Here is a 15702-nt window from a genome sequence, read left to right as displayed (position 1 = left end):
GGGGTCGTGAGTGGCAATGAGGGTTCTAACCCTATTTGCCACTCACGACCCCCTGCGGAACCGCACATAGCGTCATCAATCAGACACGAGGCCGACAGAAGGTGTCCCTTGTGGACACTGATGCCCGGCCGGCATCCAGAAGCAGGCCCGCCCTGCCTCGACTTTGCTTCGTAGGTACCTAAGAGATCCGGTCACCTCAGGCGAGGGTGAGCGAGGTCAGCCGGACAGAGTCGCGATCCGAAGCGGGACGGGCCGCGAGGAGGTCGGCGACGGGACCGTGGCCGGGGAGCACCGCGCCTGGCTCGATCTCCAACCACGGGATCAGCACACTCGCGCGCTCCGGCGTGCCGGGATGCGGAAGCAACAGCTGGGGATCGTCGGAACGCACCCCGTCCACGGTCACGATGTCGACGTCCAGCGTGCGCGGACCCCAGCGGAGTTCGCGCACGCGCTCCGCCGCCTGCTCGGCGGCCTGTCCGGTGCGCAGCCAGTCCCAGTGATCACGCGCCGGGTCGTCGACCAGGACGACGGCGTTGAGGAAGTCGGGCTGGTCCTCGACACCCCACGCCTTCGTCTCGTAGACCGACGACACCGCGACGACCGCGGGCCGGACAGCGTCGACCGCCGACTGAAGGAACGCGAGCCGATCCCCCAGATTCGACCCGAGCGAAAGCAGAGCGCGGCTCATCGCTCGCGCCGCACCGTGACGGCGACGTCGTCGAAGTTCAGCGGAATCGGCGCGGACGGCTTGTGCACCGTCACCTCGACGGCGGTCAATCGCTCGTCACGCAGGACCTCGTCGGCGATCTTCCCGGCGACACTCTCGATGAGGTCGTACGGCTCACCGGCCACGATCCCGGCCGCGAGTTCGGCGAGCTCGCCGTAATGCAGGGTCTTGGTCAGGTCGTCGGACGCGGCGGCCGGGCCGAGGTCCAGCCACGCGACGATATCGACGACGAACTCCTGCCCGTCACGCTTCTCGTGATCGAAGACCCCGTGCCTGCCGAAGACCCGCAGACCGGTCAGCGTGATGCGATCAGACATCGGGACTCCCCTTACGCCAAGCGGCCGCGACGGTCACGGCGTCCAGACTCGCGCCGACCTCATGCACCCGGACACCCCACGCGCCCGCCGACGCGGCCAGTGCGGAGACGGCGGCGGTGGCATCCTCCCGGCCGTCCGGCGGAGCGGGTTTTCCGTCCTTTCCGGACAAAAGGCGACCGAGGAACCGTTTGCGCGAAGCACCGACGAGCACCGGAAAACCCAAGGACAGAAAGGAATCCAGGCCGTTCAACAGCGCCCAGTCATGTTCGGCGTTCTTCGCGAACCCGAGCCCAGGGTCGAGCACGAGCGCACCCGGGTCGACCCCGGCGGCGACCGCTTCGTCCACTCGGGACAGCAGTTCGGTGCGAACGTCCCCGACAACGTCCTCATAGGACGCCAGCGCGTTCATGTCCTTACTGTGCCCACGCCAGTGCATCAGCACCCACGGGACACCGGTCTCCGCGGCGACCTTGGCCATGTTCGGATCGGCCAACCCACCCGAAACATCGTTGATCACCGATGCCCCCGCCTCGATCGCGGCGGCCGCGACCTCGGCGCGGGTGGTGTCCACTGACATCGCGACACCGTCGGCGGCGAGCGCACGGATCACCGGCATGATCCGGGAGATCTCGGTGTCGGCGTCCACCCTGGACGCACCCGGCCGCGTCGACTCCCCGCCGACGTCGATCAGATCCGCCCCGCGCGCCCACATCTCGTGCGCGTGCTCCAACGCCTGCTCGACGCCGAGGTAGCGGCCACCGTCCGAAAAGGAATCGGGGGTGACGTTCAGAATGCCCATCACCGCGCACCGGCCGGGCCGCGGCAGGGCGGTCATCGACGGCCCTTGATCAGGTCCAGCGCCTCCGCCCGCGAGGACGCCGAAGTCTGCAGCAGCCCGCGCACGGCCGACGTCGTCGTCCTGGCGCCGGGTTTGCGGATGCCGCGCATGGCCATGCAGAGATGCTCGGCCTCGACCACGACGATCGCGCCGCGCGGATTGAGTTTGCGCATGAGCGCGTCGGCGACCTGGGAGGTGAGACGCTCCTGAACCTGGGGGCGCTTGGCGTAGAGGTCGACGAGACGGGCCAGTTTGGACAGGCCGGTGACCTTGCCGTGGCCGTTCGGGATGTAGCCGACATGGGCGACACCGTGGAAGGGCACTAAATGATGTTCACAGTTGTGCGTCAGGTGACCGGCGATCAGGAAGGTCGGATGTGGTTCGCATTTGAAGCTGTACACCGTGTAGGGCTTGGTTCCCGTGGCCTTCACTGGTCGGACGGACTCGACCTCGACGTACTCCGACTCGATCAGATCGGTCGTGTAGTCATCCTGAGGGAAACCATGCCGCCGGAACCAGCTGTCGGCGACGTAGAGATGTGAAGCGACTCCACTGGTTCTAGGAGTAAAACGAGCACCGATGACCGTGGCCAAGTCCTCCAGGAAAGGCACGTTCGCGCTGACAATGGTGCTGCCCGCACTGTTCTTGTTGCGGAAGCCGTCCCCATCGACGTAGCCATCGAGAAAGCCGTTGAAAGTGCTCCGGTCGTTGAGGACGACCATCGGGAACCGTTGCCGTTGGTGGTGTGCGTCCCCACCGACGTACTGCCGCATCAGATCGGCGAGGTACGACGAGACCACTCGTACCCGGAATCCCGGCACCTCACGCGCAAGATAGCCAGACGGCCGAGACACCGGCTCGAGCTTCGCCTCGATCCCGAAGGCACGATAGAGCGACTCTGCGTATTTCTTCGCGAAGTCGCGGTCGTTCACCACAAGAGACACGTAACGCTCGGAAACCGTTCCGTCCGAACAGGTCGCGCCGATCACATAGCCGAAGTCGTACCCGAACTCCGGCTTCCACCGATCCCGGCACAGCTTGCGTGCGTGCGTCCACTCGATGAACGAGCCCTCGACGTCCTTGGCTTCCATCCAGCCTTTGGGCGTCGCCAGTGGATGGTCGGGCGTGACCTTGAAACTTCCGCCCTCGGTGGTGACTTCGACCAGATCGCGAGTCTGATGCGAGCTGATCTCGGTGACCGTGGTCTCTTCCACTTTGCCGCCTGCGAGAGTCCACAGCTTGTCACCGACCTCGACCTCGGCCGCTTGTTTTCGGCCACCGACCGCGTTCACCGTCTGCTTGCTGGGCACACAGGTCGAAAACATCGGGATGTCCGTCACGAGGACGAGTTCTTCGTGTGCCTCGTCGAACGTGCGGTCCAGGACGTGGTCCGGTTCGGTGTAGAGCCCGGCGAACATTTCCCGGTAAGCGCGAGCGACCCGGGCCGGGGTCTCAAGGAGACCGTCCCGGTCCGGGTCCTCACCACAGGCGAGCAGGAGTTCGCGTACGGCTTTCTCGGCCCGGTCCTGGTCGAAGACCGGGCTCGCGCCGTTACCGCTTGGTGTCGTCCTGTCCGTCGGATTCACGCCGTTGTTGTCCTTCGTCCTGCTGCTGACCGCCGGGCTGGCCGGGCTGGTCCGCGAACCAGCCGTCACGCGGGCGGTCTTCGGCGGGACGCCAGGGCTGGTTCGGCTGGCCGCCCGGCTGGGTCGCCGGGGTCCATCCGGGAGGAGCCCCGTAGTTCGGCGGGCCGCCGACGGGCCCACCCTGGTAACCACCTGCCGGACCGCCCGGCTGCTGACCACCATATGCCTGCGGCCAGTGGCCGGTGCCGTTCGGCCCACCGTTCGGGCGGCCACCGTTGGGGTGCGCGCCCGGCTGCGGCGGAGCGTAGGGGTTGGCGTTCGGGTCCGGCGGCGGCACCGGGGCGCCGTACGGCGGACCACCGGGGAGGTCGCCGCCGCCCTGCGCGGTGCCGACCGGGGTCGGCGCCGGCTGCAGCACCGGCTGCTCCTTCTTCTCCTCCGGCGGCGGCCACGGCTCGCCGCGTTCCATCGCCAGCTCGCCGGGGGTCTTGATCGGCGGCTTGTCCGACGGCTTCCGCTCGCCGAACTCGTTGAAGATGGTGATGTGCGGGCGCTTCTCGACGGTCGCGAAGATCCGTTCGAGGTCCTTGCGGGTCAGCGTCTCCTTTTCGAGGAGCTCGATGACCAGCTCGTCCAGCACGTCGCGGTAGGTGCTCAGCACGTGCCACGCCTCGGTGTGCGCGGTCTCGATGAGCTTGCGCACCTCCTCGTCGATCTCGTGCGCGACCTCGAGCGAGTAGTCCGCCTGGCGGCCCGCCGAGCGGCCGAGGAACGGGTCCCCCTGCTCCTGGCCGTATTTGACCGCGCCGAGGCGGGCGCTCATGCCGTATTCGGTGACCATCGCGCGGGCGATCTTGGTCGCCTGCTCGATGTCGGAGGAGGCACCGGTGGTGGGCTCGTGGAAGACGAGCTCCTCCGCGGTCCGGCCGCCCATCGCGAAGACCAGGCGCCCGATCATCTCCGAGCGGGTCATCAACTCCTTGTCGTCCTCCGGGACGAGCAGGGCGTGACCGCCGGTGCGCCCGCGCGGGAGGATCGTCAGCTTGTAGACCGGTTCGATGTCCGGCATCGCCCACGCGGCGAGCGCGTGGCCGCCCTCGTGGTAGGCCGTGATCTTCTTCTCCTTCTCGGAGATGATCCGGCTCTTGCGGGCGGGGCCGCCGACGACGCGGTCGACGGATTCCTCCAGCGCGGCGTCGGTGATCACGTGCCCGTTCTCGCGGGCGGTGAGCAGCGCGGCCTCGTTGAGCACGTTCGCGAGGTCGGCACCGGACATGCCGACGGTCCGCTTCGCGAGCCCGCTGAGGTCGGTGCCCTGCGCGATCGGCTTGCCCTTGGCGTGCACCTCGAGGATCGCCTTACGGCCGCGCATGTCCGGTGCGGACACCGGGATCTGGCGGTCGAACCGGCCGGGGCGCAGCAGCGCCGGGTCGAGGATGTCGGGACGGTTGGTCGCGGCGATCAGGATGATGCCGCCGCGCGCGTCGAAGCCGTCCATCTCGACGAGGAGCTGGTTCAGCGTCTGCTCGCGCTCGTCGTGGCCGCCGCCGAGGCCGGCGCCGCGCTGGCGGCCGACCGCGTCGATCTCGTCGACGAAGATGATGCAGGGCGCGTTCTGCTTGGCCTGCTCGAACAGGTCGCGGACTCGCGAGGCGCCGACACCGACGAACATCTCGACGAAGTCGGAACCGGAGATCGTGTAGAACGGCACGCCCGCCTCGCCGGCGACGGCTCGGGCGAGCAGCGTCTTACCGGTACCGGGCGGCCCGTAGAGCAGGACGCCCTTGGGGATCTTCGCGCCGAGTGCCTGATAGCGCGCCGGGTTCTGCAGGAAGTCCTTGATCTCGTACAGCTCTTCGACGGCCTCGTCGGCGCCCGCGACGTCCCCGAAGGTCGTCTTGGGCATGTCCTTGTTGAGCTGTTTGGCCTTCGACTTGCCGAAGTTGAGGACGCGGTTCCCGCCGCCCTGCGCGTTGTTCATCATCCACATCAGCAGGCCCAGCACCAGCGCCAAGGGGATGGCGAAGATCAGGATCTGGGTGAGGACGTTCTGCTGGGTGACCTTGGTGGTGAACTTGACCGGGTTGTCGCCGCTCTTGAGGGCGATCAGCTGGTTGTAGACGGTGCCCGCGACGTTCGCCGGATATTGGGCGATGATCTGGTCGACCTGCTGGCCGTCGACCTCGATCTTCTTGTTCAGGAGCAGCTTGACCTGCTGTTCCTTGTCCTCTTGCGAGGCTTCCTTGACGTTGTTCGCGGTGATCTGCTGGTTCGCGACCGAGATGGGCACCTGGGTATAGCCACGATCACTGTCGAAGATCGTGTTGTACGCGAGAAACGCCAGTACCGCCGCGAGAATCCAGAGCACTGGGTTCTTGAGCACGCTCTTCCGGTTCATACGACTCGGCCCTGGTGGCCTCGACCCTTCCTGGTTGGGCGGCTGCTGTGATACCCGCCATCGTGATCTTGACGACCCATGGTGCTCCGACACCCGCCCCTCAGGATACCGCCCGCCTGGACGGACGAGGGTGGTGAGCCTCTCGGAGGTAAACGGCGGACCCCTCGCGAGGGTTCCCGGGTGGGGGATGCGCCGGTCACCCTAACGTGTGTCGACCGCCACACCGGCGACCATTTCGCCCAACCTCGTCCGCAGTGCCTTGACGTCGGCGGGTGAGACGGTGACCCATTCGCGGCCGTCGGGACCGGCCTGTGACGTGCTGAGGTATCGGCCGCTGACCGTGTCGAACCAGCCGAGGACGCGGGACCGCTGTTTGGCGCCCACGTGGGACCGGCTGTTCGCCGCCAGCTGACCGCCGCGCAGCCGCGGCTGGCCGGTGAGCTTGCCGAACGCCTCGCGTGGGTCCGCGGCGATGCGTTCACTGAGTGAGACGCGCGGCTTCTCCTTGCGACGGGCCTTCGCCGCTTCGGGCTCGTCGGTCTGCTTCGTCGGGTTGACGGCGGCGCGGATCGGCGGGGTGCGGCGGGCGTCGTCGATCGGCAGCGTGACGGACGCCTCCGAGCCCCGCTGCCCGGGCGGCAGCAGGTCGACGACCGCTGTCGGCAGTCCGTCGGCCGGGGCCTCGCGCAGCCAGATCCCGGTCTGGTCCTGGATCGCGAGTACGCCGTCGCGGCCGTCGGTGGCGCCGAGCACGGCGACCGTCGGGGCCTGGAACTCGGGGATGTGCAGCGCGTCGATGGTCAGCGAGCCGCGGGCGAGGAGGTACAGCCAGTCCTCGATCTTCGGATCCAGCCGTCCCCGGCTGTCGCGGATGCCGCGGGCCTTGAGCTCGACGTCGGTGCGGTTGCGCAGCGCCCGGCGCTCGGCCTCGGTCGCGCCGTGCGAGCGGTTCCGCAGCGGATACGGCAGGTCGCCGAGTTCGGCGGACTCCCAGAGGAAGTCGAACGCCATCGGCGTGAAGTGTTCCTGATGCATTGCTCCGTGCCCTCCCGGCACCTTGGCTCTTGCTGCGGGGCCTTGTGCGCGGCTGGTCGCTGTGCGTCAGGGCGGCCCCGAAGGTTCACGATAGCGAAGGGGTACGACAGGCGGTGGGCGGATGGGCGAAAGGGCACTGGGGTTGCCCGCCGGATGCCCGCCGCGTGCCATGAAAGGTCCTTTCCTTGCAAATTTTGCAAGGAAAGGACCTTTCATGGCACGCGAGAGGTACTTACAGAGCGGTAAGCCAAAGGTGGCGGATTCGGACGAGACGGCGGTCTGGGTGACGTGGCACCGCACTCACGTGCTTGAAGCCGGAACACCGAGTGCGGCGTCCGAGCACGCGAGTGACGCCTTCGCTCCGCCCACCATCACGACGTCCCTCACTTAAAGCGCGACAGAAGCTTCGGAAGCGATCTTTCCCAGCATTTCCGTGAGCCGGTGCCGCAGGGTCGCCGGGTCCGCGGGCGCGACGGTGATCCAGTCCCGGCCATCGGAGCCGCGGGTGGCCTGGGTGAAGTACCGGCCCGACTGGGTGTCGAACCAGCTCAGCACGGCGGACCGGCTCCGCGTGCCGTGACGGCTGCGCGCGTTGGCACCGAACTGGCCGCCGCGCAACCTCGGCTGGGCCTGGAGCCGCGACAGGGCCTTGCGGTCCTCGTCGGAGGTGACCCGGCCGTCGACCTGCGGTTGGCGCCGCTGGAGGAAGTCCGCTCCCGACGCGCCGACGAGTCCGTCCAGCGGCAGGGTGATCGACTTTTCCGTGCCGCGCGAGCCCGGCGGCAGGAGGGAGACGATCGCGCTCGCGAGGCCGTCCGGGGCGATGGGGTGGAAGTGGAAACCGCGCGCGTCCTGGACCGTCAGCAGGCCCTGGCCGCCGAGCATCGACGCGACCGCGAGCAGCGGTTCGGTGTTGGGGTTGTTGAGCTGGACACAGTCCAGGCTCAGGTCCGGCCTCGCGAGGACGCCGAAGAAGTCTTCGACATGGGGTTCGGGACGCCCGCGCTCGTCGGCGAGACGGCGCTGGTTCAGGGACTGGAGTACCTGCTGCCGCAGGGCGCCGCGCTCGTCGACGGTCGCCCCGTGCGAGCGGAGCCGCAGCGGGTACGGCAGCTCGCCGGCGTTCGCGCTCTCCCACAGGAAGTCCATTTCGACTCCCGCGAGCAGTTCACCGTTCGCCATGAAACGCCCCCATACAGGTCAGTATCTGTTGGTGAACCCGCGTCCGCGATCGACGTCGGCAGGACGCTGCCTGGTCTTCCACGTCTCGATGGCGGGTCAGGGCGTCCTGCCACCGCGATAGCGGGGCCTTCGGCCGGGGCGGGCTCACCGGGCGCGCGGCCGGTTCGGCCGCGCGCCCGGTGTAAACCGCTCTAGCGATCGTCGTCTTCGGTCCAGGCACCGATGACCGGCGGCGGGGTCGCCTCGTTGGCGCCGAAAGCGTCGTCCGGGTCGGGCTCGATGAGGAACGACGCGTGCGTGTGCTCCTCTTCCTGCTCGGCCTGCGCGCCGGGGGCGCCCATGCCCATGCCGCCCATGCCCTGCATCGGCGGGGTGGCGCCACCGCCGATGGTGCCGCTGGAGGACACGATGCCCTGCTGCGGCACGGCCTGGGACGCGGCGCTCTGCGCGGGAGCGTTGTCGGTCGCCGCGGCGTCGGTGCCGTCGGTTTCCTTGGCGCCGGACTTGTTGCCCTGCCCGAGCGCCTTCGCACCGGCGTAGCCGAGGCCGCCGCCGAGCGCTGCCGCGGTGAGTGCCTGGCCGAGCCCGTTGCCGCCACCCGCCGACGGGGCGGGCGAGCTCATCGGGACACCGGCACCGGAGGCGACACCGGCACCGACACCAGGGCCTGCCGCGACGCCCGGAGCGGGCGCGGCGGGGGTGTAACCGGCCTGCGAGAACACGCCGGAGTCCGGGCCGCCGTGGACGGCCGCGGCGTGCTGGGCGCCCTGCACGCCGCCGTAGCCGTGCGTGCCGGCCAGGACGGGGGTGCCGGAGACGGCGCCGGGGTTGAGGCCGCCGCCGCCCACGTTGCCGACGCCGCTGAACGAGGCGCTGTTGTGCGTGGCCGTCGGCTTCATGCCGAGGGATTCGGGGCCGAAGCTCGGGGTCGAGCTGTCGACCTCGCTCATCTCCTTGGTGTAGGCCTCGAGGAACCTGGCCTGCTCCGCCCGCACTTCCTTGTCCTGGTCGGCGAGGGGCTTCTGGTCGGTGACCATGCCGAGCGGGCCCGCGGCGAGGGCCTGGCCCATCGCCTTCTCCGGGCTGTAGTCGGTGGGCTTCGGCATCAGCTTGACCTTGGTCGCGGCGTCGGCCTGCTTCTGCAGCCTGTCCGACATCGTGACCGCGGCTTCGGAGGCCTGCGAGCCCGAGTTCGCGATGGCGACCAGTGCGCCCTGCGCACTCGCCGCGCCCTGGCCGATCCAGGCGGCGCCCAGTTCGGAGATCGCGTTGTAGAGGTCGTTCGACGCCTGGCTCAGCTGGCCGCCGTGCGAGCTCCACGTCTGGCTGAGCGCGGTCGCCGTGCTGGGGTCGTTGCCGATGTTGGCCTGGTTCCACAGGTCCTGGCTGGTCGGGGCGTTCTCCCAGTTCGGCGGGTTCGTGATGGCGCGGTCGGCGCCGATCTCGAAGCCGTCCGAACGGCCGCGGGCGGACGAGACGATGCCCTCGGACTGCCCACTGTCGCCGAGCTGGACAGGGGTGGTGCTGCTCTCGCCGTAAGAGTCGGCGCTGTGCTTCGGTGGCATGGCTTTCTGACTCCCCCTCAGACGTTACGGAACGGCCGCGCCGCGTCCTGGTCGATCTCGTGATAGCGCGCCATCGCGGTCACGATGCCGGACTCGGCGGCCTCGTACTGCTGGTACAGGTTCTGGAGTGCGGCGGCGTACGAGTCGCCTCCGCCGTCGGCGCGGTTCGCGACCTTCGCGGCGATGGCGTGACCGACCGGGTTGTCGCCCAGTTTCGGCGCCTGCCCCAGATCCCCCGACCGGTTGAGCAGTGCCTCGATGGCGTCCTTGCCGGTACGGATCTTGTTCAGGACGGTCTGGGCCGCGTCCGGGTCGATCCCGACCTGACCCTGGGCCGCGGCGTTCTTGAACGCGTTCGCGTCCGCCAAGCTGCTGTTCCCCATCTGAGCTCTCTCCGTTTCCCCCGGGCCAGGCCACACGGCTGCGTCGGCATTGGTCTTCGCATAGGTTAACGCACTCGAACGCTGCCTATGACGCGTTCTCGGTGCTCAGGGTTCCGCATTTCCGCGGCGGCGGGCAAGCGGTTCTCACGAGGTGTAGACGTGCGGATCCAGGGTGCCGATGTAGGGCAGGTCCCGGTAACGCTCCGCGTAGTCCAGGCCGTATCCGACTACGAATTCGTTGGGGATGTCGAACCCGATGTACTTGACCGGTACGTCGACCTTGACCGCCTCCGGCTTGCGCAGGAGCGAGACGACCTCGAGCGAGGCCGGGTTGCGGCTGGCGAGGTTCTTGAGGAGCCAGGACAGCGTGAGCCCGGAGTCGACGATGTCCTCGACGATGAGCACGTCACGGCCGGCGATGTCGCGATCGAGGTCCTTGAGGATCCGCACCACGCCCGACGACGAGGTCGCCGAGCCGTAGGAGGAGACCGCCATGAATTCGAGCTGGGAGGGAAGAGGGAGTGCCCTGGCGAAGTCGGTCATGAACATCACCGCGCCCTTGAGCACCCCGACGAGCAGGAGGTCTCCCTGCCCGGCGCCGGGTCCGTCGGCCGGATAGTCCGCGGCGACCTGCGCGGCCAGCTCGGCGATCTTGTCGTTGATCTGCTGCTCGGTGACGAGCACGGAGGCGATCTCGCCTTCGTACACGGGAGGTTCCCCTCTAGGTGGTGGAATGGGGTACTGACACCGAGAGCCTGCCATGCGCCCGCCCGGCCACCAAGTCGCCGGGTAGCCAGACTCCGCCCTGACCCCGCCAGTTCCCCACCAGCGCGTCGACCGAACGCAGGTGGGCGTCGGTGAGTTCGCGGACGCCGGAGTCCAGCAGCCACCTGCGGAGGACCCGCCGTCGCAGCGCGGGCGGCTCGGTGGCGAGCACGGCGACGTCGAGCCCGTCCTCGGTGAAGGCACGCAGGTAGACGTCTCCGGCGAGTGTGTCCAACGCCTCGGTGTCCTCGCGCAGTTGCGCCGCCGTGCGGGCCAGAGAGGCCGCGACTCCGCCGGAAAGCACCTCCTCCAGAAGGGGGAGTACTTCCGTTCGCAACCGGACACGGGTGAACCGCGGGTCCTGGTTGTGCGGGTCCTGCCAGGGGTCGACGCCGAGCGCGCGGCACGCCTGCCGGGTGATGGCGCGGGTGACGCCGAGCAGCGGCCGTCCCCAGGGCGGGTCGTGCGGCCGCATCCCGGCCAGCGACCGCGGTCCCGAACCCCGGCCGAGGCCGAGCAGCACGGTTTCGGCCTGGTCGTCGAGGGTGTGGCCGAGGAGGACGAGGCCGTGTCCTTCCGGCAGCGCCGAACGCAGCGCGCGGTAGCGGGCCCGGCGGGCCGCCGCTTCCGGACCGCCCGCGCCTTCGACCCGCACCTTCAGCACTTCCGCGGTGTGGGCGCCCAGTTCCCGGGCTGTGCTCGCCGCCTTCGCCGCGGTTTCGGCGGAGCCGTCCTGGAGGCCGTGGTCGACGACGAGCGCCCGCACCTTCAGCCCGGCTCGGGAGCCCGTGAACGCGGCCGCTTCGGCGAGCGCCAGCGAATCCGCCCCTCCCGACACGGCGACGCACACCTCGTCATCGACGTCGGCCGACGCGAGGAAGTCCCGCACGGCCGTCCGGACGGCCGCGACCGCCGGATCCGGTCCGCTCACCCGTGCAGACGCCGTACCCAGGCCGCCGGATCGGTGATCTCGGCCCTGGTCGGCAGCGTGTTCGGCGACGTCCACACCGCGTTGAAACCGTCCATGCCGACGGCGTCGACGACGTGCTTGGTGAACTTCGCGCCCTGTTCGTACTGACGCATCTTCGCGTCGACCCCGAGCAAGCTGCGCAGCACGCGATCGATCAGCCCGCCGCCCTTGCGCCGCGCGGTGAACCGCGACCGGATCAGCTCGACGCTGGGCACGACCTGCGGCCCGACGGCGTCCATCACGAAGTCGGCGTGTCCCTCCAGCAGGGTGGAGAGGGCGAGCAGCCGGTCGAACACCGCGCGTTCGCCGGGAGACTGCAGCAGTTCGGCGAGACCGGCGCCGCCCGTCTTGCCCTTGCCGATCTGCTTGATGGTGTCCGGCAGCCGTCCGACCAGGTCGCTCAGTCCGTCCGCGTCGCGGCCGGCGAGGCCGCCGATCAGGCGCTCGACCTCGTCGGCGAAGTAGTCGCGCAGCCAGGTGACCGCGGTGAACTGCAGCCGGTGGGTGCATTCGTGCAGGCAGACCCACAGCCGGAAGTCGTGCCCCGGCACGTCCATCGCGCGCTGGGCGGCGACGATGTTCGGCGCGACGAGCACCAGCTGGCCACGGCGTTCCGGCCCGCCGAACGGGTCGTACTGGCCGAGTACGCGGGAAGCGAGGAACGCGAGCACCAGACCGGTCTGGACCCCGGCGCCGGAGGCCAGCACGGGACCGAGCGGCCCGCCCTGCGCCTGAGGCAGCGCGCGGCCGGTGAGCGCGTCGAGCCCCGACGCGGCCGAACGGACCCAGCCGGGCCTGTCGACCACCTCGGCGGGCAGCAGCGGCAGGTCGAGGCCGAGCCCGGTCAGCTCACGGACGTGTCCTTCCGCCTCGCTGGTCAGCTCGCGCAGATCGGCGACGGCCGCTTCGGCCTCTTCGCGATCGACCACCGGGCCGCCGCGCACCAGGAGGGCGCCCGTCGAGGCGGCCAGGGACCAGTCGACCATCGAACGTGTCTTGGTCGGCGTTTCCTCAGTCACTCTTATGACGCTACCCGCTGAAAGGCCGGATTCCGCCGCGACTTCCTCACGCTCCGGTTCCGGTCGTGCGCTCAGCGGCAGCCGCACTTGTGCAGTGTCGCCGCGACGACGTCGAGCGCGGCCCTGCCCTTGTTCTGATCCGAACCGGACGACATCAGCGCGAACACCAGCATCCGGCCGTCGGTGTCGAGCACCACGCCTGCCAGGGTGTTCACCCCGGACAGCGTCCCGGTCTTGCCGCGCACCCAGCCCCGGCCCGCCGCCGACGCCGGATCGCCGTAGCGCTTCTCCAGCGTCCCGCTGCCACCCGCGACGGGGAGACCGGCGAGCATCGGCCGCAGTTTGGCCGTCCTCGGATCCTGGCCGTCCGGCGCCGCCGCGACGGTGAGGATCTCGCCGAGCACCTTCGCCGGGATCTTGTTCTGGTCGGACAGCCCGCTGCCGTCGTTGAGCTGGACACCGGTGAGGTCGAAACCGGCCTGCTTCAGCACGTCCATCGTCGCGGCCGCGCCACCGGCGAACGACGGCTCTTTGCCCTTCGCCAGCGCGACCTGGCGGGCGAGGGCGTCGCCGAGCATGTTGTCCGAAAGCTGCAGCAGCGAGTTGGCGAACTCCGTCAACGGCTGCGACTTGACCTCGCCGAGCACCTTCGCGTCCTTCGGCGCCGTCGCCGTACCGCCCGCTTGGGCTTCGAGCTTTCCGGCGATCTTCTGGGTCAGCGCCATCGCCGGGTTCGCGACACGGGGCGAGTGGTCGTTCTTCGGGTCGGTGCGGCCGCCGTCGGCCATCACCGGGACGACCGGCGCCATGTAGGTGTTCCCGGCGGCGGTGTCCTCGGGATCCCAGCCCACCGCGGCCGCCGGCCCCTTGAACAGGCTCGCGTCGAGCTGAACCTTGGAGATCTTGCCGCCGGAGGCCTTCTTGACCTGGGCGACGAGGTCGTCGACGTGGGCGGCGCCCGGGTACAGCGGCGAGTCGGTGCCCAGCGGGAGCGCGGTCAGGGTCGGGTCGCCGCCCGCGACGAGGATGGCCGTGCCCGGATCCGCGCCCTGGACGATCTTCGTCGAGATCTGCGTCCCATGATCGAGTGACAGCAGCGCGGCCGCCACGACGAGGAGCTTCGTGGTCGAGGCCGGGGTCAGCGGGGTGCCGGAGTTCTTGTCCCAGAGGACGGTACCGGTCGCCGCGTCCACGACGGTGCCGGTGAGCGTGCCGAGGTCGGCGGAACCGGCGGGGCCCTTGAGCGCGGCGGCGAGCCCTTCCTTCGTGGGCCCGGAGCCGTTGACGTCCGGACCGTGCAGGACGCGGGTGACTCCGGCGGGCTTCGGGATGTCGCCCTTCGGCGCGTTCGGCGCCCAAGGCAGGCCGAGCCGGTTCGACACCTTCGGCATCGCGGCGGCCCCGCCGAGCCCGGCGAGCAGCAGGACGACGACCACGGTGGTGATCACGAGGACCTTGCGCTTGCGCTTCTTCGGCTGCGGCGCGGGTGCGGCCTCGGTCTCGGTCTCGGCGGCCGGGGGCGTCTCCGAAGGCGGTTCGTGCTGCTTCATGCCGACGGTGGCTTCGGAGTCGAAGCGGTCTTCGGCCGGCTCGATACGGACCGGCCGCGCGTGCATGCTCGCCGACGGGACCGGCGCCGGACGCGGCGGCTCGACCCGGTTCTGCTCGGGACGGCGCTGGGATTCTTGGCGCTGGGGCTGCTCTTGCCGCGGAGGCGCCGGGGGCTCCTGCAGACGCGGCTCCTGGCGCTGGGGTTCCTGACGGGACTCGGGCCTCGGCTCGGGCTCACGCGACGGAGTGCGGGCGTTCCGGTCGAACTGGTCCCAGTCCGGTTCCTCCGCGTGCTGCTGGACAGGTTTGACGAAGAGCGTCTTCGGCTCCTCGGGCTCCTTCGGCTCGACCGGGGTCACCGGGGCGAAGGCGAACCACTGCGGGGTGGGGGTCTCGGGGACGTCCGGTTCGTCCTCGACCTCGACCACGGGCTGGAACCAGGAGCCACTTTCGGGTGTGACCTTCGGCACGGACAGCTCTTCGGTCTTGCCGCTCGCCAGCCCCGTCATGGGCAGCCAAACGGTGGACTCGCCGTTCCCTTCGGCGCCCTTGGGCTCGGTGGATGAGGTGTCCTTGTCGTCCGACGGCCACCTGGGGTCATCGTTTTCCGGCACTCAACACTCCTTCATCCACCGCCCGGGGAAGGGGCCAAGCTCACATACGGCCACATCGATGCGACCGTCCGAGCCCCCGTGGTCCACACTAGTGAAGACAAGACCATGATTTCGGTGAGCCGTCGCGACGGCGGGGCGTACCAAAGACGAGAGCAGCGAGGCCGGCGTGGAATTCGACGTCACTATCGAAATCCCCAAGGGGGAGCGCAACAAGTACGAGGTGGACCACAAGACCGGTCGGATCAAACTCGACCGGACGCTGTTCACCGCCACCCAGTACCCCGCCGACTACGGCTTCATCGACGACACCCTCGGTCAGGACGGCGATCCGCTCGACGTGCTGGTGCTCGTCCAGGAGCCGACCTTCCCGGGTTGCCTGATCCGCTGCCGCGCGATCGGCATGTTCCGGATGACCGACGAGAAGGGCCCGGACGACAAGGTCCTGGCGGTCCCGACGAACGACCCGCGCCTGGAGCACCTGCGCGACATCCACCACCTGAACGAGTTCCACAAGCTCGAGATCCAGCACTTCTTCGAGGTGTACAAGGATCTGGAGCCGGGCAAGAGCGTCGAAGGCTCGTCCTGGGTCGGGCGTGCCGACGCCGAGGCCGAGATCAAGCGTTCGCTGGAGCGCGAGACCGACAGGCTGGCCAAGGAGGCCATCGACGGTCCCGCGGCTCACTAGAGTCCCCGTAGCGCGTGAAGGCCCCCTTCCCTCGGCTGAGCCGAGGGAAGGGGGCCTTCACGCGCTT

13 protein-coding genes and 2 pseudogenes are annotated in these 15702 nt (G+C 69.3%); 1 reads left to right on the top strand and 14 read right to left on the bottom strand.

Annotated features, from left to right (window positions below; all coding sequences use genetic code 11):
* Positions 1–196 precede the first annotated feature (196 nt).
* From folK to dacB, 14 genes and pseudogenes are all read right to left on the bottom strand, one after another.
* Positions 197–688, bottom strand: coding sequence for a 2-amino-4-hydroxy-6-hydroxymethyldihydropteridine diphosphokinase (gene folK / locus ACZ5ZX_RS12895; RefSeq protein ID WP_125791200.1), 492 nt, complete (start codon positions 686–688; stop codon positions 197–199).
* Positions 685–1044: a dihydroneopterin aldolase gene (gene folB, locus ACZ5ZX_RS12890; RefSeq protein WP_005168036.1), complete on the bottom strand. Its 360-nt coding sequence runs from the start codon at positions 1042–1044 to the stop codon at positions 685–687. The genes folK and folB overlap by 4 nt, the downstream gene beginning before the upstream one ends.
* Complete coding sequence (gene folP / locus ACZ5ZX_RS12885) at positions 1037–1879, bottom strand: dihydropteroate synthase (RefSeq protein WP_465502184.1); 843 nt, start codon at positions 1877–1879, stop codon at positions 1037–1039. The genes folB and folP overlap by 8 nt, the downstream gene beginning before the upstream one ends.
* Positions 1876–2220, bottom strand: a pseudogene (folE, locus tag ACZ5ZX_RS12880) (GTP cyclohydrolase I); the annotation flags it as partial. The gene folP and the pseudogene folE, both read right to left, overlap by 4 nt.
* 972 nt (positions 2221–3192) lie before the next feature.
* Positions 3193–3468: pseudogene (locus ACZ5ZX_RS12875) on the bottom strand (GTP cyclohydrolase I); the annotation flags it as partial.
* A complete protein-coding gene (gene ftsH / locus ACZ5ZX_RS12870) occupies positions 3434–5866 on the bottom strand; it encodes an ATP-dependent zinc metalloprotease FtsH (protein WP_465502183.1) in 2433 nt (810 codons plus the stop codon). The gene ftsH and the pseudogene ACZ5ZX_RS12875, both read right to left, overlap by 35 nt.
* A gap of 201 nt (positions 5867–6067) precedes the next feature.
* Positions 6068–6901 carry an ESX secretion-associated protein EspG gene (locus ACZ5ZX_RS12865; RefSeq protein WP_465502182.1) on the bottom strand — a complete coding sequence of 278 codons (834 nt, stop codon included), beginning with the start codon at positions 6899–6901 and terminating at the stop codon, positions 6068–6070.
* Positions 6902–7288: 387 nt separating this feature from the next.
* A complete protein-coding gene (locus tag ACZ5ZX_RS12860) occupies positions 7289–8083 on the bottom strand; it encodes an ESX secretion-associated protein EspG (protein ID WP_465502181.1) in 795 nt (264 codons plus the stop codon).
* Between the two features lie 191 nt (positions 8084–8274).
* On the bottom strand, positions 8275–9648 hold the full coding sequence (locus ACZ5ZX_RS12855; RefSeq protein ID WP_465502180.1) for a WXG100 family type VII secretion target: 1374 nt from the start codon (positions 9646–9648) through the stop codon (positions 8275–8277).
* A 17-nt stretch (positions 9649–9665) separates the two neighbouring features.
* On the bottom strand, positions 9666–10031 hold the full coding sequence (locus tag ACZ5ZX_RS12850) for a hypothetical protein (protein ID WP_465460127.1): 366 nt from the start codon (positions 10029–10031) through the stop codon (positions 9666–9668).
* A 144-nt stretch (positions 10032–10175) separates the two neighbouring features.
* Positions 10176–10739, bottom strand: a complete 564-nt coding sequence (hpt, locus tag ACZ5ZX_RS12845; protein ID WP_061985572.1) for a hypoxanthine phosphoribosyltransferase — start codon at positions 10737–10739, stop codon at positions 10176–10178.
* 13 nt (positions 10740–10752) lie between these two features.
* Entirely contained in the window at positions 10753–11727 is a 975-nt protein-coding gene (gene tilS / locus ACZ5ZX_RS12840) for a tRNA lysidine(34) synthetase TilS (protein WP_465502179.1), read from the bottom strand.
* Positions 11724–12752: a zinc-dependent metalloprotease gene (locus ACZ5ZX_RS12835; protein ID WP_465502718.1), complete on the bottom strand. Its 1029-nt coding sequence runs from the start codon at positions 12750–12752 to the stop codon at positions 11724–11726. Before ACZ5ZX_RS12835 ends, tilS begins: the two co-directional genes overlap by 4 nt.
* A gap of 104 nt (positions 12753–12856) precedes the next feature.
* Entirely contained in the window at positions 12857–14950 is a 2094-nt protein-coding gene (gene dacB / locus ACZ5ZX_RS12830; RefSeq protein ID WP_465502178.1) for a D-alanyl-D-alanine carboxypeptidase/D-alanyl-D-alanine endopeptidase, read from the bottom strand.
* A gap of 166 nt (positions 14951–15116) precedes the next feature.
* Here dacB and ACZ5ZX_RS12825 point away from each other — a divergent pair, with 166 nt between their 5' ends.
* Positions 15117–15635 (top strand): inorganic diphosphatase, encoded by a 519-nt coding sequence (locus ACZ5ZX_RS12825; protein ID WP_037318389.1) that lies wholly within the window; start codon positions 15117–15119, stop codon positions 15633–15635.
* Positions 15636–15702 lie beyond the last annotated feature (67 nt).

The organism is Amycolatopsis sp. NPDC033938 (assembly GCF_055575975.1).
This window is presented reverse-complemented; position numbering and strand designations above follow the sequence as displayed.